Here is a 22,911-nt window from a genome sequence, read left to right on the forward strand (position 1 = left end):
GATTCAAAGTCTATTAATTGGTAAGGTTGTTTATGAGTAACTGGGAACGTGTTGCTTGGTGTGAAGGGATGTTTTTAAGGCCACAACACTTTCAACAGCAAGAGCGCTATTTATTAAATGAGAGTTCTAATTTTGCGAGTCAATTAACAGCTTTCCCTTGGGGAGTTGTTGACTTAGAGTTAGATCATTCTTTATTGGCTCAAACAACTATCGCATTAAAAAATGCACAAGTTGTTATGCCTGATAGTCGTGTCGTCATGGCGCCACAGCGTGACCAGTTACCTGAACCTTTAATTATTGATAAGAGTGTTAAAAATAAAGTTGTGGTGCTTGCCGTACCTGTTGAAAAAGCAAATAACACAACAATCTCTACTGCAGATAATAAACAAATAACGCGTTACCGTTATAAAGATCAAACTGTTGTTGATAACAGTGGTGAGTTAGGTGAAGAGGTACTTCAGCTTGCTTCGTTAGTTGTAGAGTTGAAGCTAGATAATGACCGCTTAACGGGGTATTACACTCTGCCCATTGCGCGCATTATAGAAGTCACGAATGAAGGCAATATCATTCTTGATGAACACTTTATTCCGCCAACATTGAATGCCCAACGCAACGCGAACATTCATGGCTTATTGTCTGATTTAGTTGGCAAGATCAAGCTTCGTGCAGATACTTTGGCTGGGCGATTAAACCAGTCACAAGGTAATGCGACCTCGATTGCTGACTTCTTAATGCTGCAAACGCTTAATCGTTATGAGCCAACGCTTAAACATTTGGCTGCGATTGAAGGAACTCACCCTGAAGCGGTATGTCGTTTGCTCTACGGTATGGCAGGGGAGCTGTCGACTTACTCAAATAGCCGTAAACGTCCGGCAGAGTTACCAACGTATGCTCACAGTGGTTTAAGCGATGTATTTGCGCAGTTAAAGCAGCATCTCCAATTGTGTTTAAGCACGGTGTTGGAGCAAACCGCGGTACAAATTCAAATCGAAATGACCAAATTTGGTATTCACATTGCGCAAGTACCAGATAAAAAGCTGCTTAGTAGTAGCCAGTTCGTGTTGGCTGTTAAATCGGATCTTGAACCGGAAGATCTTCGTAAGCGTTTCCCGAGTCAGGTCAAAATTGGTCCTGTTGAGCATATTCGCGATCTGGTGAATAACCAATTGCCAGGGATTGCCGTGGATGTGTTGCCTGTTGCGCCACGTCAAATTCCATACCATGCCGGTTACCACTATTTCCAACTCGATAAGAGCAACGAATACTGGGCGCGCTTAATGGCGAGTGGCGGTATTGCTATCCATTTATCTGGTCATTATCCGTCACTGAATTTGCAGTGCTGGGCTGTTAACCAATAGTAGTAGGGAATCGGTTATGTCAGACCAAACGGTTTTAAAGCCTCAGCCAGGAAGACGCAAAAAGGCTGCATCATCACCCGAGTCGACCTTATCGAATAGTGGTGATCTGAATCAAACAGTGTTGGTGATGCAGGCAAATAAGGGCGCGAATGCGCATCGTTTGCCTTCATTGGGTGAAAATCCATTGGTAGATCAAGCGAGCAGTATTTTGTCTTTGATCGGTCAAATGCGCTCAACGCACGATCATAACGATGTTGGCTTTTTACGCCAAACCTGCATTGAGAAAATCCGCGATTATGAAAACCAGCTCAGAGGGCTAGCGGTATCTAGCGAAGATATTGAAGCAGCACGTTACTGCTTATGTTCTTTCCTTGATGAAACTGTGATGAACACCCCTTGGGGTGAGCGTTCTGTATGGCGTTCTGAAAGTTTACTGTCGGTTTTTCATGCTGAAACTTGGGGTGGCGAATACTTTTATTCTCTACTCGATAAAGCGCTGCTAACACCGCATCAATCTTATCAATTATTAGAGTTACAACATTTGTGTTTGGCCCTAGGTTTTACCGGAAAATTGCGTATTGCTGAGCGTGGTGAGGACAAATTACAAGCCTACCGTAGTCAAGTTTTTGAAGCGTTAACTCAAGTACGTGGTAGCCATAACAAGCTGCTATCACCGAAATGGCAAGACAACGTTCAAGCAGGCAGTGAAACACACGAAGGGATCCCACTGTGGGTGACAGGATCGTTTTTTGGTCTGCTGCTGCTAGCAATGTACATGGGCTTTAGTTACCACATCAATGCTTATTCTAATCAAGCTTTTCAGTCATTAAGTACCTTAGTTCCACTTCACGTGGAATCTGAGGAAGTTGAATATTATCAAGACCCAGCGGCGTTGAAGCTGCAGCAACTGCTGCAATCGGAAGTTGAGCGCGGTTTACTAGAATTTGAATCTCATCCAGATCGTATTCGCTTGGTGATCAAATCGAGCGAATTGTTTGCGTCGGGTAGCAATGAGGTCCAAGCCTCTGTGATGCCGCTGTTATCTAAAATTGCCCGAGCGCTTGAGTCGACCACAGGGCGCATCATGATTGTCGGTCACACCGATGACCGTCCTATTTTTACCAGTAAATATCCATCTAACTGGCACTTATCGTTAGCTCGTGCCACTGCTGTTGCCAATGTCTTAGCGATGGGAACAGAACTTCGTGGGCGTTTGTGGCCTGAAGGGCAAGGGGATGCGAATCCTCGATTACCAAATACCAGTGATGTGAATCGAGCAAGTAATCGCCGTGTCGAGATTGATCTTTTATACCAACAACGTAGGGCGGAAAAATAATGGCATTTTTAAAGCGTGTATTCGGTGCCTTGATTGCGTTCTTCCGCAAGAAATGGGTGATCACTTTATTAGGTCTTATCGCACTGTCGTTGTTGATTTGGTTTGGCGGTCCATTGGTTGCAATTGCAGGCTCTGAACCATTAAGTAGCCCTGTATCACGATTGGTTGTGCTGCTTGTTTTCGCCATGTTGTGGGGTTTCTACAACATTGTTCACCAAGCGAAAAGCAAGAAACAAAATGAACAAACAGTAAAGACTCTACTTGATGGTGACGACAGTCAGCCAGCGGATGAAGCCTCGCAGCAAGAAATCGAGACACTACGAAGCCGTATTATTCAGGCACTCGATGTGCTGAATGAGACCAAAGGTAAGCGTGGTCGTGGTATTTATCAGTTGCCTTGGTACATCATGATCGGTCCGCCGGGAACAGGTAAAACGACAGCTTTGCAAAATTCGGGGCTGGAGTTTCCACTGCAAGAAAGCTTAGGTAATGACCCACTAGCCGGCATTGGTGGTACACGCTACTGTGATTGGTGGTTCACCAACAAAGCCGTTCTGATTGATACCGCAGGTCGATACACAACCCAAGACAGTAATTCAGAACAAGATTCACGCGCATGGCTTGGTTTCTTGGGCTTGCTGAAAAAGCACCGCACCCGTCGCCCGATCAATGGCGCCATCATTACGGTGAGCTTAGCGAACCTGCTAACTCAAACGCGTACTGAACGTAATCTTCATGCTCGTGCCATTAAGCAGCGGATCCTTGAGTTGAAAAACCAACTTGGGATGCAGTTTCCTGTGTATGTCATTCTGACCAAAGCGGACTTGATCGCTGGCTTTAATGAGTTCTTTTCCGATTTGGATCAAGAAGAGCGCGATCAGATCTGGGGGATCACTTTCCCTGAATCGACACCGCAATCCGATAAAGGCGTAGTGAGCTTATTTAATAAAGAGTTTCACCATTTGTTGACGGGCTTGCTGGAGAAAATGAATTATCGCTTGAGTCGTGAACGCGATATCGACAAGCGCACATTGATCTACGAATTTCCGAAACAGTTACGCCTTTTACAAGCGGCGGCTGATGATTTCTTAAAAGAAATTTTTGCTGCCAATGCGTTTGAAGAGCCGCCTATGCTTCGCGGGGTATTTGTAGCCAGTGCCACCCAAGAAGGGGTACCGATTGATCGGGTAATGAAAGAAACCTCGGGCGGATTAGGCTTAAGCCAAGTACCACTGCGTCAGGCTGGCGGAGAAGCAAAAGGCTTCTTCATTAAACGCTTATTTGAAGATGTGATCATCAAAGAGCAGTTCCTTGGCACTGTAAACCGTGTACATCAAAAGCAAAATCGCTGGTTGCATCGTGGTGTAGTTGGTACGAGTTGCGCTGCGATTCTGATCATGGGAGCGATTTGGGGCAAGAGCTACCAGTGGAACACCTATCTGGTTGATGAGTCGATGAATGCCATTGATCAATACCACGGGGTTGTGGGTGAGCAGCTAACAGTTGAATCGGATGTAGTGAGCTTGGTTGAAGGGCTTAATGTCCTGCAAGCGTTACCTGCTGGATTTAGCAAGAATATGCTAGATGACGACAGTATTAAGCACTTTGGTTTATATCAAGGTGAAAAGCTGGGGCAGCCAGCGGTATCTGCTTACTACCAAGCACTGCAAGGGATCTTTGCTCAGTTTTTGACGACGGGCTTAGAAAAAGAAATGCGTCAGAACGAAGAGTATCGTGAGTATTTATACGAAACATTGAAAACGTATCTGATGCTGTTTATGCCTCAACATTATGAAGCCACACAAGTGATAAGTTGGTTGGAGTCTTACTTTGAGCGCGAATACCCGGGTGAAATTAATGAAACCTTACGTGCGGCATTACTGGTTCATAGTAAGAACTTGCAAAAAGCGGGCGTGCTCAATGTTGCGATGAATGAAGATGCTGTTAAAGCGGCCCGTAAAGTCTTGACGGCTATGCCGTTATCGGAGCGTGCTTACCAGCGTTTGAAGTTGGAGTTTGTCGAAAGCCATGTGCCATCTTTCCGTTTGACTGATGTTTTAGGTTCGCAAAGCTTAGCCATCTTTGAGCGTAAAAGTGGTAAGCCGCTAAGTATGGGGATCCCAGGTTTTTATACCTATAACGGCTTCCATGGTGTGTTCCAGCTCGAAAGTAGTCGCATGGTTAAGCGTTTGATGGAAGACAGTTGGGTTTATGGCGATGAGCTGAAACTCAATGAAAGCAGCGCCGATCATGTGGTGAAAGATGTGCGCTTTAAGTATTACCGCGATTACATCTACGAGTGGACTCAGTTGCTAAATGATCTGCAGTTGAAAAAGTATCAAACAGCGGATCAGGGTTTGAGCCAAGCTAAAATTTTGGCTGGACCTGAACGTCCTGTTGAATCACTGATTTTAGCGGCGCAGAAGGAACTTCGGTTAACCCATATCCAAATAAGCGAAGAAGCGAAGGCTGCTGGAGAAGTTGCAGCAAAAGCTGCAGGTGTTGCTTTTTACGATCAAAAACAGCGGCTTAATCGTTACTTACCGTCTGACATTGGGAAAAAACAAATTACTCTGCCTGGTAAAGAAGTGGAAGATGCATTTGGTGAACTATTGAGTGTGTCAGAAAACCAGCTTGAAGCCGTTCATGCCTCTTTTGTACAGCTTAACAATTACTTAGCGGAAATGACGAGTTCAGGTAATAACGAGCGTATTGCGTATAAGAGTTTGTTAGGGGAAACCAACAATAAAACCATTGGTGCTGCGATTAAAACGGCGCGGGCAAATTTACCTTATCCATTCTCTAACTGGCTGGGCAAGATCTCTACGCAGACGTCCAAGTTAGCGAAAAAAGGCTCACAGTTACATGTTAATGACTTATGGAAGTCAACGGTGTTGAAGGAGTATCAAACTCTCATTAAAGGTAAATACCCGTTTGATCCTAAGTCGTCACGTGAATTGCCACTTAGGGATTTTGAGCGCTTCTTTGGCTATGGCGGCACCTTAGATGGTTTCTTCAATAAATATTTAGAACCTTTTGTTGATAAGTCGAAGAACAAATGGCGCTTTGAAAAATCGATTGGTTTGAAAGAGGAAAGCCTCCAAGTCTTTGTTCAAGCAGAGGCGATTCGTAAAGCCTTCTTTGAGGCGGGAACGCAGAATGCGAAATTAAAATTTGGTATTAAGCCGCTCTCTCTCGATCAGCATATTAAGCGTTTTAAATTTGAAGTAGGTCGTCAGTCACTATCGTATCAACACGAGCCACCACGAGCGAAGACTTTGTACTGGCCAGATGGTGGACAGACCCGCGTTGTCTTCACTCCTGCGGATGCAGGTCATGTGGTGACCGAGTCGTATGGTGGAACCTGGGGGTTGTTCCGCTTACTAGATAAATCACTAAAAGCGCGCCCACAGTCACGAAAAGACAATATGTTGGTCATTGAGCTGAAAGGAAATAAAGCGCAGTTAGAGTTAATACCAAATAGCGCGATTAACCCATTTTGGTCTCGAGATATGGAGCGCTTTTCATGCCCGACAACATTATAACGCCAGGCTTTGGCTACTTTGGCAAAGTGCCACAACGTGGTGATTTCATTCAAGACAAGCTGTCGGCGAACTTCATTTCTTCATGGAGTGAGTGGCTTCAAGCTTCGGTGGCGGTGAGTCGTGAGCAGTTGGAAGAAGCTTGGCAAGAGTATTACATGACTGGACCTATATGGCACTTCGGTTTTTCGGCCGGTGTTTGCGGTGAAAAAGCACTGATTGGCAGTCTAATGCCTAGTGTCGACAGTGTGGGTCGCCAGTTCTTTTTTTCGCAAGCGACCGTTATCGATCAACCACCTCTGGATTATTGGTTAGACCGCGAGTGGAGCGTGCAATCAGAAGAGCATATTTTGCAGGTACTTGATGATGAAGTGGATTTGGGAGAGTGGGTCGAGAAAACCAAACAGGCGTGTTGGCACCATGAAGTCAAACCACCAGCTTCACCGATTTCTGTACTGAGTCAAAGTAGTGAGCACTGTATTTTAAGTGAGCCCGTTGATGCCAATTTGTTACTCCATCATGCGTACCAGCAGCAATATGGGCGCTATTGCCTGTGGTGGACAAGCGGTTCTGAATACGTTCCTGAATGTAGCGTTATTTCAAATGGATTACCTTTAGTGAGCCAATTTTCGGCTTTTCTTGATGGGCGTTGGGAGCAATGGGGTTGGTAATGCTACACCAAAAATGGAATTACTTTTCATTTACACAATCGCATCCGGGTAAGGTTCGCACATATAACGAAGATGCTTGCCTTGCGATGCAAAAAGAGGGGGTTTGGGTTGTCGCTGACGGTATGGGAGGTCATGCCGCCGGTGATATTGCAAGCCGAATGCTGGTTGATATTGTCGAGCAAAATGTAGCCGCTATTGGTGCCGAGTTATTAACACTTAATGACTTATTTGTTGCATTAACAGAGGCGAATCATCAAATTCATCATTACGGCTTTCATGATTTAGCAAAATCCACCATGGGGACGACAGCCGTACTTCTTTATATCAAAGACGAAGAATTTCACTGCTTATGGGTGGGGGATAGCCGGATGTATTTGTATCGAGACGGGCAATTAATTCAGCAGTCAAAAGATCATAGTCAAGTGATGGAGATGGTTGATAAAGGCTTGTTGGATGAAGCGGAAGCGGAGACACACCCGCTTGCTAATGTGATCACTCGTGCCGTTGGTGTCGATGAGGTGGTAAGTATTGATCATATTTCAGGTTCGTTGCAGGCCGGCGATCAGTTTCTGTTGTGTTCCGATGGATTAACCAAAGAGCTGTCAGTTAGGGAAATTGCAGCCTGCTTTCAGGCGCAAAGCGTGAATGATGTTGGCCAGGCTTTAATGCACTCTGCACTGGTTCATGGCGCTTCCGATAATGTGACTTGTGCTGTGGTGAAGGCTGTTGCGCCTAATCATGATGCGGTGCAAGTATCGGCAAATTATGCCGATGCCACAGTTCCTTTGTTTAGTCAGCCAAGAATACGAACACGAGGTGAATAATGGCTATTTTGCCTTTTGAAGAAAGCGCTCAAGTTGATATCGATAGCTTAGTTTCGCCTATTGACGCGGAACAACCTTGTGGTCAAGACCCTCGAATGGATGCATCACCAACGTCGGTTTATTACCAGCTTAAAAATGTACGTAACAACGCTAGAACAGCTGAACGTAGTGCTTTGATTGATGGTGAACCGTTATTGAGTTTTGCTAACCAATGGCGACCTTTAGTTGAGCGTGTTCCAAATATTCTTTTAGAAGAAGCCAAAGATTTGGAATACACAGCATGGTACATCGAAGCGCTAACACGAAATTATGGTTTTGCGGGCCTGTGCCATGGTTTCACGATAGCCAAAATATTGATTGAGGAGTTTTGGGACACCTTATATCCGATGCCTGATGAAGATGGTATCGAAACGCGAGTTGCGCCATTAGTTGGTTTAAATGGTGTAGAAGGTGAGGGCACTTTGTTGATGCCTATTGCGTGTATTCCTCTAACTGAATTTGATGGAGAGCAAGCTTACGCACTGTGGGAGTATGAACAAGCATGTGAAGTTGAGCGCTTTGATGAGGAAAAAAAACGTTATCGCTTAGATCAAGGAGCTATTGAATTAAAGAGAGTTGAAGCCGCTGTTGAGATGTCTTCATCGAAGTTCTTTATTGAGTTAGTTACTGATATAGAGAAAACAATTCAGGCATATGATGCTTTAGTTCAAGTCATGGATCAGGCGACTGGATTGTCATTATCGACATCACATATATCAAAACGCTTACATGATGCGTTAACAGCCGTGAAATATTTAGCTGGCGATAAACTCGAAGTAGAAAATGATATTGCATCTGAGTTCTTGGATATTAGCCCTAATATGCCAGTCAATGATGCTGGAAATCAAACCGCTAATATTGCACAGCAGCAATTAAATTCCCGTCAGGATGCAATTGCTGAATTAAAGAGAATTTCGACTTTTTTTAGAAAAACAGAGCCTCATTCACCGATGTCATATGCCATCGATCAAGTTGTGAGATGGAGTGATTTAGCGTTACCAGACTTACTTGCAGAGCTAATAGATGATGGTTCTGCTCGTGAGGGGTATTTTAAGTTGGTAGGTATTTCGTCTGATAACGACGCCACGTCATAAATTAAGACTACAGCTATAGAGAAGGGAGAGAAATATGGAAAGTATCCACGGGAAGCTGTCTCGGGTACGAAAACCACGTGTTCACATTACTTATGATGTGGAAACAGAAGGACTAACAGTGAAGAAAGAGTTAGCTTTTGTTGTGGGTGTAATGGGGGATTTTGTTGGTCATAACACGGATGAACAAAAACCATTAAAAGATCGACGTTTCGTACAGATTGATCGCGATAACTTTGATGATGTGATGAAGCGCATGAGCCCTACGTTGAACTTTAAAGTAGACAACACTTTGGCTAATGATGGTACCGAATTGAGTGTAAACCTTACTTTCAATTCAATGAATGATTTCGAGCCAACAGCAATTGTCAATCAGGTAGAACCATTGAAGAAGTTGTTAGAAACACGCAATAAATTACGTGATCTAATGACAAAAGTGGATCGCTCGGAAGATCTTGAAAATGTATTAGAAACGGTATTAAACAATACAGAAAACTTAAATAAGTTAGCTGGTGAATTAAAGTTGGGTGAAGATATTTCTGAAAAACAACCAGAAGGAGAAGGTGCTTAATGAATATGCAGACGCAAGAAACACTGGATCCAACAGTTGAAGCGCAAAGCACCTCTTTTCTTGAGCAAGCAATTGTTGCCACAAAGCAAACTGAAAATTCTCGTGCCGAAGAATTACTTCGGACTTTAACGGAAGAAGCGCTAAAAGGTACTGTTACTTGGAATAAAAACTTAACAGTAACGTTTAATGAGGCGATTGAATCGATCGATAATGCAATTTCGAAACAACTAGCGGAGATAATGCATCAAGATGAATTTCAAAAATTAGAAGGAAGCTGGAGAGGCCTCCATTATTTAGCACAAAATTCAGATACTGGTCAGACACTAAAAATTCGAGTCCTCAGTGTAAGTAAAAAAGAATTACATAAAGATTTGAGTAAAGCAGTAGAGTTTGATCAGAGCCAAATCTTTAAGAAAGTCTATGAAGCGGAATTTGGCACTCCAGGTGGTGAACCTTATGGGGCATTAGTTGGCGACTTTGAGTTTACCAACCACCCTGAAGATATCGAGATGCTGAGCTTGATGTCTAATGTCGCCGCTGCAGGTTTCTCACCGTTCTTAACAGCAGCATCACCAGGGTTATTTGGCTTTAATGAGTGGGAAGAGTTAACTAAACCTCGTGATTTGGAAAAAGTTTTTGAATCCCTTGAATATACTCAATGGCGTTCTTTCCGTGAAAGTCCTGACTCACGCTTTGTTACCTTAGCTATGCCACGTGTGCTTTCGCGTCTTCCTTACGGTAAAGAAACATTACCTGTAGAGGAGTTCCGTTATGAAGAATTTAACCTTGATCCTGTAAGTGGTTTAGCAATTAATGCTAAGCATGATGATTATTCATGGATGAATGCTGCTTATGTATTAGGTGCAAAAATGACAGATGCATTCTCGAAATCAGGTTTTTGTACCGCTATTCGAGGAGCTGAAGGTGGAGGATTAGTTGATAATCTACCAGCTCATATGTTTATGAGTGATGAGGGCGATCCTGATTTAAAATGTCCGACCGAAATAGGTATTACTGATCGTCGTGAGGCTGAATTAGGCAAATTAGGATTCTTACCTTTATGTCATTATAAAAATACTAACTATGCAGTATTTTTTGGCGGGCAAACCTGTCAAAAACCTGTTAAATATGACACGCCAGAAGCCGCCGCAAATGCTGAAATATCTGCACGCTTACCTTATATCATGGCAACTTCTCGTTTTGCTCATTATTTGAAAGTGATGGCACGCGATAAGATTGGTAGTTTCATGGAAACTAATGATGTAGAGCGTTGGTTAAATCGCTGGATTAACGCTTATGTTAATACAACGGAAGGGGCTGACCAAGAAAGCCGCGCAAAGTACCCTCTTGCAGAAGCGGCAGTTAAAGTGCAAGAAATTCCTGGGCAGCCTGGTGCTTATCACGCTGTTGCTTGGCTTCGTCCATGGTTACAGATGGAAGAGTTAACAACGTCGATGCGACTTGTAGCAAAAATTCCAGAAATTGGATAACTCTCCCAAAAAATTAACTGGCCTAGCTAATAGGCCAGTTTAGTCAAAAAGGAATATACGAGTTGCGATCTACATTATCTTTTGTATCTGAAAAATCATTGACACCGTATGAAATAGATAATCATGAAATATATGGTAAGTATGCTGAAAGTCAGTTGATCGATGCTTTTTTAGATATTCAAGATGACGGGGTGGCTTTAAAAGTATGGCTCGATATTCATAATGAGGCTTTGCGAAAAAGTGCTTCTGGTCATATTGATAAAAAGCATATAATGAGTTTGCTTGGTTTTGCTATCACGGCTATTGACAATAAAATGAATAATCAGCTGAATTCGATTATTCATAGTGAGAAGTTTAAAAAACTAGAGGCTAGCTGGAGAGGTGTTAAATACTTAGTTGATGAGAAAGCAATATATGACAAAGATCAAGATTGCAAAGTTAAGCTTCTACACCTTTCTTGGAAAGAATTATCGAGAGACTGTACTAAAGCGATTGAATTTGACCAAAGTGACTTTTTTAGAATTATTTATAATAATGAATTTAATATGCCCGGTGGGGAGCCTTTCAATCTATTAATCGGTGATTATAAAATAACGCATAAAATAGATAGATTAGATGGTATCAATGATATCGATGTTTTAAGGAAAGTCACTCAAGTTTCTGCCGCAGCTTTTGCTCCGTTTATAACTTCAGCTGAACCGAGCTTTATGGGGGTTGATACTTTTTCTGAGCTAGCGTCAGTTAGAGATATTAATGAACAGTTCTCTCAGATGGACTATATCAACTGGAATAGCTTAAGAGAAATGGATGATTCTAAATTCTTAGGCATAACCTTACCCGATATATTAATGAGAGCACCTTATAAGCGAGATGGTTCAAGGCGTGAAAAGTTTTATTTTCATGAAGTACAGTGTGATTCAGAATCAGATTTTCTTTGGGGTAATGCAGCTTACGCATTTGGTGCCGTATGTGTTCGTGCTTTTTGCGAGTCAGGTTGGTTTTCACAAATTCGCGGAGTTCAACAAGGGCAGCTGAGAAAGGGAGTTGTTGTCCGGGTCCCATATAGTAGTTATTGTGTTACTCGTCGATTAAATAAGCATAAAATGTCGGTTAATTTACAAGTAGGTGATAAGCTTGAAAAGCAATTAGCTGATAGTGGGTTTATTCCAATATCAACAATCAGTAATGAAAGTTTACTTACTTTTTACAGTAATGCTTCAGTTAATACACCGAAGAGAACAGGAAGTAGTTCTGATATTGTTAATGCGAGATTAGCATCGATGTTACAATATATTTTGTGTGTATCAAGATTTGCTCATTATATAAAAGTTATATGCAGAGACAAAGTTGGTGGCTTTGAAACTGAAGCTCAATTAAATCAATTTTTACAAAGTTGGATTTTAAATTACACCTCAACATCAGATGATCTAACAGATGAGCTACTTGCGAAATACCCTTTGAATGAAGCTCAGGTTAGAGTAAAAGAAATTGCAGGAAAACCAGGGCATTTTTACTCTGTCATGCACTTGAGACCGCATTTTCAGTTAGACCAAATGGTATCTAATATACGTTTGATTACAGAATTATCACCAATATTAAATCGTCATGGATAAATAATGAAAAATTTGAATGTTCGCCTTAGGGAAGAGAGCTTAAACGTTATCATTGCTGACTTTATTGAAAAGCTAAAGCTTAATCCAACAGACTGTGATTTACGCTGTAGCTTTATTGAACTGCTATGTATTGATGGTCAGTTTGAGCGGGCCGATCAGCAAGTATCATTATTAATTAAGCAACGTCCAGAATATTTAGTAGGCGGTAATAATTTACGACAGCTTATTCATGCTGCGCAATCTCGCATAGATTACTTTAATGGGCATGCCTCGGCACAATTATTAGTTGGTGAAACAGAGACTTTTGAGCATTTTGTTGCTCTGAATATGGCACGTTTATCAAATGATATTGAAGATATTGAGCAACGAACGACTCAATTAGAGGCCACACGAAAAGTTGCTCGATTGAAGGTAAATGGCAAGGTACATGAAGATTGTCGAGAGCTTGATGATAGCTTAGCTGGGTATCTTGAGTTATTTGGTACTGATGGCGGCTATTACTTGGTGCCGTTTGATGCTATCGATCGCCTTGAGTTTAAGCCTGTCACATCTTTGATTGAGTTAGTGTGGCGCAAGGTTGATATCGAAGTGGCTGGAGGACCAAGCGGCGATGCTTTTGTTCCTATTACTTATATCGCCAGCGAAACAGATGCCCAGAAGCTTGGGCGAGAGACTGATTGGCTAGAAATCTCAGGTACGCAAACAGTAGTTGGGCAAGGGTTAAAAATGTGGCTTGTAGGTGAAGAAGCGATTGCTTTGTCACAGTGTGAAGTTGTTGAAGCGGAAGAAAAACGTCAAGTTGTAACAGAAGCGTAATGAGTTATGTATGTACCACTGAAGCCATCACTGTTAGATAACTTGATTGATGAGTCGCCTGAGAATGAGGCTGAACGACCTAAACCTTATTCATTACAAATGTTGAAGAATAGTGTCCGTAGAGACTTAGAATCTTTGCTTAACTCTCGAAAGACATGGCGAAAGTGGCCAAGTCATCTACGTGAATTAGATTCTTCGTTATTAAATTATGGATTGTCTGACTTTTCATCCATGCCTTTTGGTAGCAAAGATAGCAGGCGCCTTTTGTGCAGTATGGTAGAAGATACGATCAAACGTTTCGAGCCTAGATTTGACTCAGTAATTGTATCGGTGCTTGGCGACGATGAGCCGGACGATCGTGTGCTGAGACTTCGTATTCAAGCTGTTTTTCGCGTCGGCGAGGCAGAGGAAGAGATTATCTTCGACTCAGAAGTGGAGCCTATCAGTTTAGGAATTAAGGTAGAGGAATCTTAGCGTGAGCGATGATTTGCTAAAATATTACAATCGTGAGTTAGCTTATATTCGTCGAATGGGGGCTGAGTATGCGGAAAAATATCCTAAAATAGCGGGGCGACTACGGATCAGTGATGATCAAGTTGAAGATCCCCATGCTTCACGCATTATCGAAGCCTTTTCATTATTAACAGCCCAGATCCGCCGCAGTATAGACGACAACTATCCACAATTAACTGAGGCGCTAATTGGTCAATTATATCCTGATTACCACGCTACTATTCCACCAATGAGCGTAATCAAGTTGACCTCAAAAGATAATGTAAATGTTGGTTTTACCGTTCCTAAAGCAAACACTGTTGAGTTGGTAGCGGATCATTTTAAACGTTGTCAGTTCCAAACGTGTTATCAAACTCAGCTGTGGCCGTTTGATTTGGCTGGCGTGCAGTTTGAAAATGCTCCTTTTACTGCACCTGAGGCTAAGTTTCCTAAGACAGCTCGTTCAGTTATGAAGTTGAATTTAGCTTGTCATGATGAAGAACAAATATTATCTGAGGTTGATTTCTCTTGTTTGCGTTTTTATCTCAGTGGATTACCCCACTTAAGTTATCCGCTTTATCAATTATTAATGCGCTCCTTGGTGGGAATTGCCATTGTATCTAGAGGGGAATCTAGTCAAGTTAAGTACATATCACCAAAACATGTTCGTGCTACAGGTTTTGATGAATTTCAGGCGGTACTTCCTTATGGTAAGCAGAGTTTTGCTGGTTACCGTATGTTGGTTGAGTACTTTTTATTGCCTGAAAAGTACCTATTCGTTGAGTTATTTGATTTAGATTCAGCTTGGTTTGGAGATTTAGAACAGGCGGATATCTATTTCTATTTTGATGATGTTTCGGATGTGATGCCAAAGCAGCTAACATCGGATAATGTGTTACTTGGTTGCACACCCATTATCAATTTATTTGAAAAGCAAGTTGAGCCTATTGCGCTCGACAGCGTGAATTATGAATACAGGATAACGCCTTCTTTTAATCAGTCTGAATCTAATGAAGTGATTCGGGTAGAGAGCGTTAAAGCTTACAACTGGAATAATGCCGAAGTGGATGTAGTGCCTTTTTATCGAGGCGAGCATCCCAATTATCTATCTGAGCATGAGCTGTATTGGAATATTCGTCGTGAAGATGCGAACTGGGCTGGTGGTTTTGACGAGCCGGGGCGTGAAACATACATCGCTGTTATTGACCGTTTATCTCATCAATTTGAGCCGGAAGAGCAAGATCGCTGGAGTTTACGTATTGATACTTTGTGCAGTAATCGAAACTTAGCAGCTCGTTTACCATTTGGTGGCGGGCAACCTAAGGTGTTCTTGGGACAACAAGGTGATGTGTTTGAGCAAGCCCGCTGTCTTTTCCCGCCAACAGAGCCTGTACGTCCACGCCTACATGACAGTACTCGTTGGCAATTAGCAAAGCTGTTAACGCTGAACAGTTTTAGTGATCAAGATAGTCTGTCAACATTGAAAGAAACATTACGGCTATATGACTTTAAAGCGTCGCCACAAACCAAGGTATTAATTGATGCCATTATTGGTTTGAAAGTTACGCCTGCGACAGCGCGTGTTAATCAACATGGCCGAGTTGGTTTTTGTCATGGCTCTGATATCGATATTACATTCTCTGCAAATGACGTGCAGCAGTCGACGATATTTATGTTTAGTCATGTACTTGCTCACTTCTTTGCTCAATATGCGGCGGTAAATAGTTTTACTCGTTTACGAGTGTGGCTCCAAGGTCAAGAGCAAGCTTTTCATGAGTGGCCTGCTACTGCGGGTGGGCAGGTGTTGCTATGACAACCAAACTCGACCCGAGCATATTTAATGGTGAAGGTTTCTTCGATGTTGTTTTTGCCTTGCATCGTTATTTTGAGATGCAACAAGATAAATTCGAAATAGGTACGGATGCCTTTGTGGATGATGAACCTGTGCGGTTCGTCACTTCTCAACATTTAGGCTTTGCTGCCAAAGAGGTTGATGTCCAACAAAGTGACCAAGGAAAAACGGTAGTTGAAGTTAGCTCTATGGGCTTAACTGGGGTATCGGGCGTTTTACCTCGGCACTATAGTGAAATGATTTTGCAACGTGCAAAAAAGAAAGATTATGCCTTTCGGGACTTTCTTGACCTCTTTAATCACCGTCTTATTTCTCTGCATTATAAAGCTTGGGAAAAATACCAGTTCCCTGTGCATTATCAACGCCATTTATGGGGTGAAGAGAATACCTTGCATACTGCGCTGAAGGCATTAACTGGGGCAAAGCAAATAGGGGATATTTATTGGGGCGGGTTACTGGCAAAAACGGTACGTAGCAGCGCTTCGTTAAAAGCAATTTTAGCTGAAACTTTGCAGTGTGAAGTGGAGATTGAAGAGTTTGTTGGTCGTTGGGTGCCTCTGCAAGAAAGCGAACAAACGATGTTGGGCACCTCATTTGATCCTGAGGGGCAGCATGCCCAGCTAGGAAACTCCACAGTATTAGGTACTAAAGTTTGGGATGTGAACGCCGCGATTCGTGTGGTGTTACGAGTGAATAACCCGGACTTAGCGGGCGATTTGATTCACAAAGGAAAGCGCATTCAACAACTCGATCATCTCGCTAAGCATTTTGTTCCGCAATCAACTCAAGTGAATTGGCAATTACAAACTCAATATCGCGACCTCCCGCAGGCTTGTTTAAATGGCAAGTCGCAATTAGGGCTGAGTGCAATGCTTGGCATGCCTGCCAGTATGGCATCGGAACCCGTCACAATTTCGATTAGTTAACTTCAGTTTAAGAAAGGTAAAGTATGTCGACAATGACACTAAAGGCCTTGGTGGATAAACTCACGCCAGAGGCAAAAAGGACACTGGAGTCCAGTGCGGCATTAGCGAATTCTCGCAGTCATGCGAGCGTCGAATTATTGCATTGGTTATATAGCATTGGTGAGTCTGGCTCGGCGCAATATCAAACGGTGTCTCAGTTTTTTGGCATCGACCAGGGGCGTTTAAAGCACGATTTGCTAATAAGGTTAGAGCAATTGCCGACGGGGTGTGCTGATGCACCTGGGTTGGCAATACATACTGTCACTTTATTACGTCAAGCGTGGTTAGCTGCGACGATAGAATTTAATGCTACAGAGCTTGATATTGTTCACTTGCTTTATGCCATGTTTGCGGATGATTCATTAACAATGGTAGTGGGTCAATATAGCGTTGAGCTGGAGAAGATAGAACCGAATAAATTAGTTCATGCGTGGGATGAACTGTCTCAACAAGCTGCCAGTGCTTCGTCAATAGCGTCGACATCTTCGCACTCTAGCCCTGCATTAGAGCAGTTTACAATTGACCTTACTGCGCAAGCTCATAATGGGGAAATTGATCCGATTGTGGGTCGTGATGATGAAATTCGCCAGATGATTGATATTTTATCGCGACGTCGGCAGAACAACCCTATTTTGACCGGTGAAGCCGGCGTTGGTAAGACTGCCGTAGTTGAAGGTTTGGCTTTACGTATTGCGGCTGGCGATGTGCCCGATTCATTAAAAGGTGTCGTTCTACGCTCGTTAGATCTGGCTTTATTGCAAGCTGGCGCTGGGGTGAAAGGTGAATTCGAAAACCGCTTGAAGTCAGTCGTACAAGAAGTTAAGTCATCTCCTGTTCCTATCATTATTTTTATCGATGAAGCGCATGCCATGGTCGGTAGCGGTGGGCAAGCGGGGCAGAGTGATGCTGCCAATATTTTGAAACCTGCGTTAGCGCGTGGTGAGCTGCGTACTATTGCTGCTACAACTTGGGCTGAATACAAAAAGTACTTTGAAAAAGATGCGGCGCTTGCACGTCGTTTCCAAGTAGTGAAAGTTGATGAACCGAGTGAAGATAAAGCGATTGTAATGCTACGCGGTATTTTACCTGTAATGGAGAAGCACCATCAGGTCACGATTACAGATAAAGCGTTACAAGCGGCAGTAAAGCTTTCACATCGTTATATTAGTGGTCGCCAATTACCAGACAAAGCCGTTGGTTTACTTGATACTGCTTGTGCTCGTGTGGCAATGAGTCAAGCTACGGTACCTGCGAAGTTGGAACGATTAGTTAAAACGAAAGAACAACTTCAAGCTGAAATTGCATTGTTAGAGAAAGAATCTGTCATAGGCAGTGATCATCAAGATGCGATTGGTTTACTCAATAATAAATTGAGGCAAGTAGAAGCCGATTATGAGCACTGCCAGCATGATTGGGAAAAAGAAAAGGCGCAAATAGACAAAGCGCAAGCACTGACAAAGCAGTTACTTGGTGATCAAGAACAGCTGGAGGTGAAAGCTGAATTAGGCGCAATAAAAACTGAGTTGGCCGAAAACAGTGAGCCGATGGTGTTCTATGAAGTAGATGAGCACTTAATTGCAGAAGTTGTCGCGGATTGGACGGGGATTCCTGTTGGTCGAATGCAAGCTGATGAGATTGAACAAATCCTCACCCTTGAAGAGCATTTGAAAAAACGTGTTATTGGTCAAGATCATGCACTGCATCACCTTGCTGAAGTAGTGAAAATTTCCCGAGCTAACTTGAATGAAGAAAATAAACCTAATGGGGTATTTTTGCTATCAGGGCCGAGCGGGGTAGGTAAAACGGAATCAGCACTGGCTTTAGCAGAGCAAATCTACGGCAGCGAAGCTCATATTACGACGATTAATATGTCTGAGTACAAAGAAGAGCATAAGGTATCTTTGCTTCTTGGTTCTCCTCCAGGTTACGTTGGCTTTGGCGAAGGTGGCGTGTTAACTGAAGCTGTACGCCGTAAGCCTTATAGTGTGGTATTGCTTGATGAAATAGAAAAAGCCCATCCAGGAGTACAAGACATCTTCTACCAAGTTTTTGATAAGGGAACGATAAAAGATGGTGAAGGGCGTGATATTGACTTTAAAAATACCATTATCATCCTGACGTCGAATGTTGGAACCGATCTTATTATGCAGCTTTGTGAAGATCCTGAGCTTGCACCCACCACGGATGGGTTGAAAGACGCCATTCAAGATGAGCTACTGAAAGTATTTAAACCGGCTTTCTTAGGAAGGATGAACATCATCCCTTATTTACCATTACATCAAAAAGTATTAAAAGAGATTGCCCAGTTACAATTAAACCGATTAAAGAAAAGGTTCAAAAACAACTACGGTGCAATACTTGAAGCTGATGATAGCGTGGTTGATTATTTGGTTGATTTATCTAATGACCCAACAGCGGGAGCTCGTATAATTCAACAAAACCTACAGAAAACGTTATTGCCATTATTATCGACTGAGATTCTAGGTAAATTATCTAATAATGAATCTATAAATAAAATTATGGTTACATATAACAGTGATAATTTCATCGTAGATATTGAGTGACTTTTATTTCTTATCAGTGATATTTGTGAGCCATTTTCAAAAAAATAAAGTTTGAAATTGCGCTATTTACTAGCTGTGTAACTATGCTCGCGTAATTAAATATTAACGGAGTTATTTAATAACTCATTTAAAAACATTGCTATCAATAAAATGATGCAGTGAATGCCTGTGCTTAATAATTAGTCTGTGTATAAATTAAAGAATGCTAATAGGAGATTTGCATGCAATCTAATACGTATATGTATTACAACGGTATTAAAGGTGAAGGTACTGGTCAAGAAGGTGGTACTTATGATGGTTTAATTACTGTGCTTTCTGTCGATTGGGGGGTGGGGCGTGAAATCACTTCGTTCACAGGTACAGCAAAAGACCGTGAGGCAAGTGCAGCACGTCTTTACGATATGACAGTGACTAAGCTTCAAGACTCTGCGTCAACTTTGCTATTTAAAGAAGCGACTACTGGTAAGTCTGCAGAAGCTAGATTCCATATTACAAAGCAAGGTGAAGATGGCATCGAAGACATTATTACTTATGTCCTTACTGATGCAATGATTTCAGCTTACTCAATTTCAGTACAAGATGATCGTCCTATCGAAACTTTAACTATTTCATTTACTGAAATGGAACTTAAAGTTTGGCCAACAAGTGATCAGAATATCAAGCAAGGTCATAGTACGTACAAATACAGCGGCAAGCACACTATTGGTAAAGTGGGTTAATATTAAAATTATAGGGGTAGATGTTCTCTACCCCTAATTAGAGCGAAAGTGTAATGATCAGTACTTCTCAAGAGAAACAATGTATTAAGTTACTTACAGGATTAGGGAATGATAGCCTAATCTTAACAAGTTTCGATTATCAGGAGGAATTTTCAGGATTGTTTTCTCTGAAAGCAAATGCTTTTGCTAACGGAATTACAATAGATCGTGAATCATTAATCGGTACTAATGTAACAATTGAGCTTGAGTATAATCTTAATACAGAATTTGTGACCCGTTATTTTAACGGTGTTGTTGCACAATTAGAATGCGTTGGCAGTCGTATACCTGATAGTGCAGATGGAAAACTTTATCAAGATTATATTTTAACGATTCGTCCCAATTTATATTTGGCGAGTTTTAAAAATCATTACAAAATCTATCAAGAGAAAATGCTGGAAGAAATTCTGTCAGAAGTGTTTTCTCGTCATCAAGTTGCTTTTCGAGATGATCGCCAAAAGACTTATCCAGTTTATGGCTATAAAGTCCAATACCACGAAACCGACTTAGATTTTGTCTTACGACTACTTCAAGAAGAAGGGATCTTTTTCTTCTTTGAGCATACTGAAGATGAACACGTATTGGTACTTGCTGATTCTGTTGAAAATTATACTCAGTGTGAGGAAAGCAGTGTTCGTCATATGACGGGTTCATTAAATGAACCGCATGTTCATCATTGGACGACGGGTTTACAACTTGCTGCGGGTAAAAGTGCAGTGTCAGGTTTTAATTTACAAAGCCCCAATAATCCGCCTTCTGCCGAACATAGTCATTTTGAAACGGGGTTTAACCCACCTGAAAGTGAGCTTTATCAGTATCAAGGTGAATCTGGTTTTAATCCTAGGGTTGATTTTACCGCAGGCAATATCCTTGAAGGCTTACAGAAAGATACCCATGCTTGTAGTGGGTCGAGTAACTGCCGTTCTTTTGCTGTAGGAAAAACTTTTAGCTTTAGTGAACATGAAGATCCTGCGCTGGTGGGTGAGGCTTTTGTGATTTCACAATTGCATTTGCACGTTGCTATTCATTCACAACTGGGGGCACAAAAAGAATCACAACAGGTTATCCATAATCAATTTAGTTGTGTGCCTGAAACGGTTGCTTATCGACCGCATAATATTGTCACTAAGCCAAGGGTTCACGGTATTCAAACCGCGATTGTATCCGGTAAAGAAGGTGAAGAAGTTTATCTTGATAACCTTGGTCGTGTGAAAGTGAAGTTCAATTGGGATAGAGAAGGTGAATCGAACGAGAACAGCTCGTGCTGGATTCGCGTAGCGCAAGCTTGGGCTGGTGCTGGCTGGGGAAGTTTCTTTATCCCTCGTGTTGGCCAAGAAGTCTTGGTTGATTTTGTAAATGGTGATCCTGAGCAGCCAATTATCTGTGGGTCTTTATACAACGCCAGTCAACCACCACCGTATAACCGCGGAAATCTAAGCGGAATTAGAACGCATTCGCTTGAAGGCAAAGCCAGTAACTGTAATGAAATTCGCTTTGATGACACCAAAGATAGCGAGCATTTAGCAATTCATGCTGAAAAAGATCATTTCGTCACAGTTGAAAATGATCACCTTGAAGAAATTGAAAACAATCATCAGCTGACGGTGAAAAATGATCGCATTATCTTAATCGAAAATAACCAACAGTTTACGGTTAATAATGATCATTTGGTTGAAGTGAAAAATAACCAATCTAATAAAATTGGTAACCAAATTGTTATTGATGCGGGTAGTGAAATCGTACTTAAAACTGGTTCAGCCTCCATTACTATGTCAAGCGGTGGTGATATCAGTATTCAAGGCTCAAATGTTGAAATTAATGGTCAGTCGATTGCTCTGCAAGCAGGGCAAATAACGCTGAACTAAGCCATGAGTAAAAGCATGGGTTCAAATTAACTTAAGTCATTGTTAATAAGGCACAGATTTTTTATCACCTTGTTAGTTATAGAAAGAATGACGATATAACATCGGTTAGGTGATCATGCCAATTGTATTGTCGCCATTGGCGTTAAAAATCGGAACGAGCAGTGAATTAGATGCTTTCTTTAGTGAAGAAGCATTGGCGCCTAAATGGATTGAAAATGCCAGTTTCACTGGTCGTGCGCATTTAGCAACAAATAAGTTAGATAGTCATTATATGGCTCGGCTTAATTGGCTATTTCATCAATTAATTCCTTTATTACCAAAAGATTGGCAGTCAAAGCCTATTGTTATTTTGATGCCTGCATTTGCTGCATCTTCTCCAGATGCGCCATCTAATTTATTTCAATTATATGCAAGTCAGCTACCAGCTTTGAGTGAACACTCGCAGGTACATTTATATCCTTACGGCCGATCTGCTTTTCTCCTTGCGTTAACAAAATTGCAAGAATTGTTATCTGATGATGCGACAGAATCAGTATTAGTGATTGCCGTAGATAGTCATCGTCGCCTTTGCCTAGATAGCGACTCTTCTTGCTTACCCCATTACCCATTTGATGCGTCGGGTGTAACTGCGTGCGATGGAATGGCGTTGATCGAAGTAAAAGTAGACTCTGAGGGACTTGAGCTTTATTGGCAAAATAAAGTTGCGCAGGCGCATGTAAATACATCTGGCTCCGCAGTGGCTAATTTGTTTCGACACTTTAATAAGCAGTGTTTGAAAAATATCGATGCGATACACCTACCACTGAATAACTCACAGCCTATGGTCGATGAGTGGATTACTCAATTACCACCGCTGGCTTCTTATTTTAATGATGAACTTAAAACGGTTTTCAATGGTATTCGGGTTGGCGACTTAGGTTGTTTAACCGGGATGTTTAACGTGTTACACACGCAATATTTATATCAAAAAAAAATTCTTGATGATGATCAAACAGTAATGCAATTGGATATAGCCGATGGCTTATACCGAAGCGCAGCGTTGTTTGGCTGGCTAGATGAATAAA

At 42.0% G+C, this 22,911-nt stretch carries 17 protein-coding genes; all 17 read left to right on the forward strand.

Going from position 1 to position 22,911, the window contains the following annotated elements; all coding sequences use genetic code 11:
- Positions 1-32: 32 nt before the first annotated feature.
- The 17 genes from tssK to A3K86_RS19045 all read left to right on the forward strand — a co-directional run bounded on the left by tssK (position 33) and on the right by A3K86_RS19045 (position 22,910).
- Positions 33-1,358: a type VI secretion system baseplate subunit TssK gene (tssK, locus tag A3K86_RS18965; protein ID WP_068335081.1), complete on the forward strand. Its 1,326-nt coding sequence runs from the start codon at positions 33-35 to the stop codon at positions 1,356-1,358.
- 16 nt (positions 1,359-1,374) lie between these two features.
- Entirely contained in the window at positions 1,375-2,694 is a 1,320-nt protein-coding gene (tssL, locus tag A3K86_RS18970; RefSeq protein ID WP_068335084.1) for a type VI secretion system protein TssL, long form, read from the forward strand.
- Positions 2,694-6,239 (forward strand): type VI secretion system membrane subunit TssM, encoded by a 3,546-nt coding sequence (gene tssM / locus A3K86_RS18975; RefSeq protein ID WP_068335088.1) that lies wholly within the window; start codon positions 2,694-2,696, stop codon positions 6,237-6,239. Before tssL ends, tssM begins: the two co-directional genes overlap by 1 nt.
- Positions 6,221-6,907 (forward strand): type VI secretion system-associated protein TagF, encoded by a 687-nt coding sequence (gene tagF, locus A3K86_RS18980; RefSeq protein ID WP_068335091.1) that lies wholly within the window; start codon positions 6,221-6,223, stop codon positions 6,905-6,907. Before tssM ends, tagF begins: the two co-directional genes overlap by 19 nt.
- Positions 6,907-7,731 carry a PP2C family protein-serine/threonine phosphatase gene (locus A3K86_RS18985; RefSeq protein WP_068335094.1) on the forward strand — a complete coding sequence of 275 codons (825 nt, stop codon included), beginning with the start codon at positions 6,907-6,909 and terminating at the stop codon, positions 7,729-7,731. Before tagF ends, A3K86_RS18985 begins: the two co-directional genes overlap by 1 nt.
- Complete coding sequence (gene tssA / locus A3K86_RS18990; protein WP_068335097.1) at positions 7,731-8,864, forward strand: type VI secretion system protein TssA; 1,134 nt, start codon at positions 7,731-7,733, stop codon at positions 8,862-8,864. The genes A3K86_RS18985 and tssA overlap by 1 nt, the downstream gene beginning before the upstream one ends.
- Positions 8,865-8,898: 34 nt before the next feature.
- The gene (gene tssB / locus A3K86_RS18995) at positions 8,899-9,432 is read left to right on the forward strand and encodes a type VI secretion system contractile sheath small subunit (protein ID WP_068335100.1); all 534 of its coding nucleotides are present in this window, start codon (positions 8,899-8,901) and stop codon (positions 9,430-9,432) included.
- Positions 9,432-10,922 carry a type VI secretion system contractile sheath large subunit gene (tssC, locus tag A3K86_RS19000; RefSeq protein WP_068335103.1) on the forward strand — a complete coding sequence of 497 codons (1,491 nt, stop codon included), beginning with the start codon at positions 9,432-9,434 and terminating at the stop codon, positions 10,920-10,922. Before tssB ends, tssC (A3K86_RS19000) begins: the two co-directional genes overlap by 1 nt.
- A gap of 62 nt (positions 10,923-10,984) precedes the next feature.
- Entirely contained in the window at positions 10,985-12,535 is a 1,551-nt protein-coding gene (gene tssC, locus A3K86_RS19005) for a type VI secretion system contractile sheath large subunit (RefSeq protein ID WP_068335106.1), read from the forward strand.
- A gap of 3 nt (positions 12,536-12,538) precedes the next feature.
- A complete protein-coding gene (locus A3K86_RS19010) occupies positions 12,539-13,351 on the forward strand; it encodes a type VI secretion system accessory protein TagJ (protein ID WP_068335109.1) in 813 nt (270 codons plus the stop codon).
- 6 nt (positions 13,352-13,357) lie between these two features.
- Positions 13,358-13,825 (forward strand): type VI secretion system baseplate subunit TssE, encoded by a 468-nt coding sequence (tssE, locus tag A3K86_RS19015; RefSeq protein WP_068335111.1) that lies wholly within the window; start codon positions 13,358-13,360, stop codon positions 13,823-13,825.
- A gap of 1 nt (position 13,826) precedes the next feature.
- Positions 13,827-15,656 (forward strand): type VI secretion system baseplate subunit TssF, encoded by a 1,830-nt coding sequence (gene tssF / locus A3K86_RS19020; RefSeq protein WP_068335114.1) that lies wholly within the window; start codon positions 13,827-13,829, stop codon positions 15,654-15,656.
- Positions 15,653-16,621 (forward strand): type VI secretion system baseplate subunit TssG, encoded by a 969-nt coding sequence (gene tssG / locus A3K86_RS19025; RefSeq protein WP_068335117.1) that lies wholly within the window; start codon positions 15,653-15,655, stop codon positions 16,619-16,621. The genes tssF and tssG overlap by 4 nt, the downstream gene beginning before the upstream one ends.
- Before the next feature lie 23 nt (positions 16,622-16,644).
- Entirely contained in the window at positions 16,645-19,224 is a 2,580-nt protein-coding gene (gene tssH, locus A3K86_RS19030) for a type VI secretion system ATPase TssH (RefSeq protein WP_068335120.1), read from the forward strand.
- Positions 19,225-19,445: 221 nt separating this feature from the next.
- The gene (locus tag A3K86_RS19035; RefSeq protein WP_068335123.1) at positions 19,446-19,943 is read left to right on the forward strand and encodes an Hcp family type VI secretion system effector; all 498 of its coding nucleotides are present in this window, start codon (positions 19,446-19,448) and stop codon (positions 19,941-19,943) included.
- Between the two features lie 53 nt (positions 19,944-19,996).
- Positions 19,997-21,847: a type VI secretion system tip protein TssI/VgrG gene (tssI, locus tag A3K86_RS19040; RefSeq protein ID WP_068335126.1), complete on the forward strand. Its 1,851-nt coding sequence runs from the start codon at positions 19,997-19,999 to the stop codon at positions 21,845-21,847.
- Positions 21,848-21,962: 115 nt separating this feature from the next.
- Positions 21,963-22,910 carry a hypothetical protein gene (locus A3K86_RS19045; RefSeq protein ID WP_068335128.1) on the forward strand — a complete coding sequence of 316 codons (948 nt, stop codon included), beginning with the start codon at positions 21,963-21,965 and terminating at the stop codon, positions 22,908-22,910.
- Position 22,911: the final 1 nt, after the last annotated feature.

It is taken from the genome of Photobacterium jeanii (assembly GCF_001650345.1).
In the GTDB taxonomy this organism is placed as follows: domain Bacteria; phylum Pseudomonadota; class Gammaproteobacteria; order Enterobacterales; family Vibrionaceae; genus Photobacterium; species Photobacterium jeanii.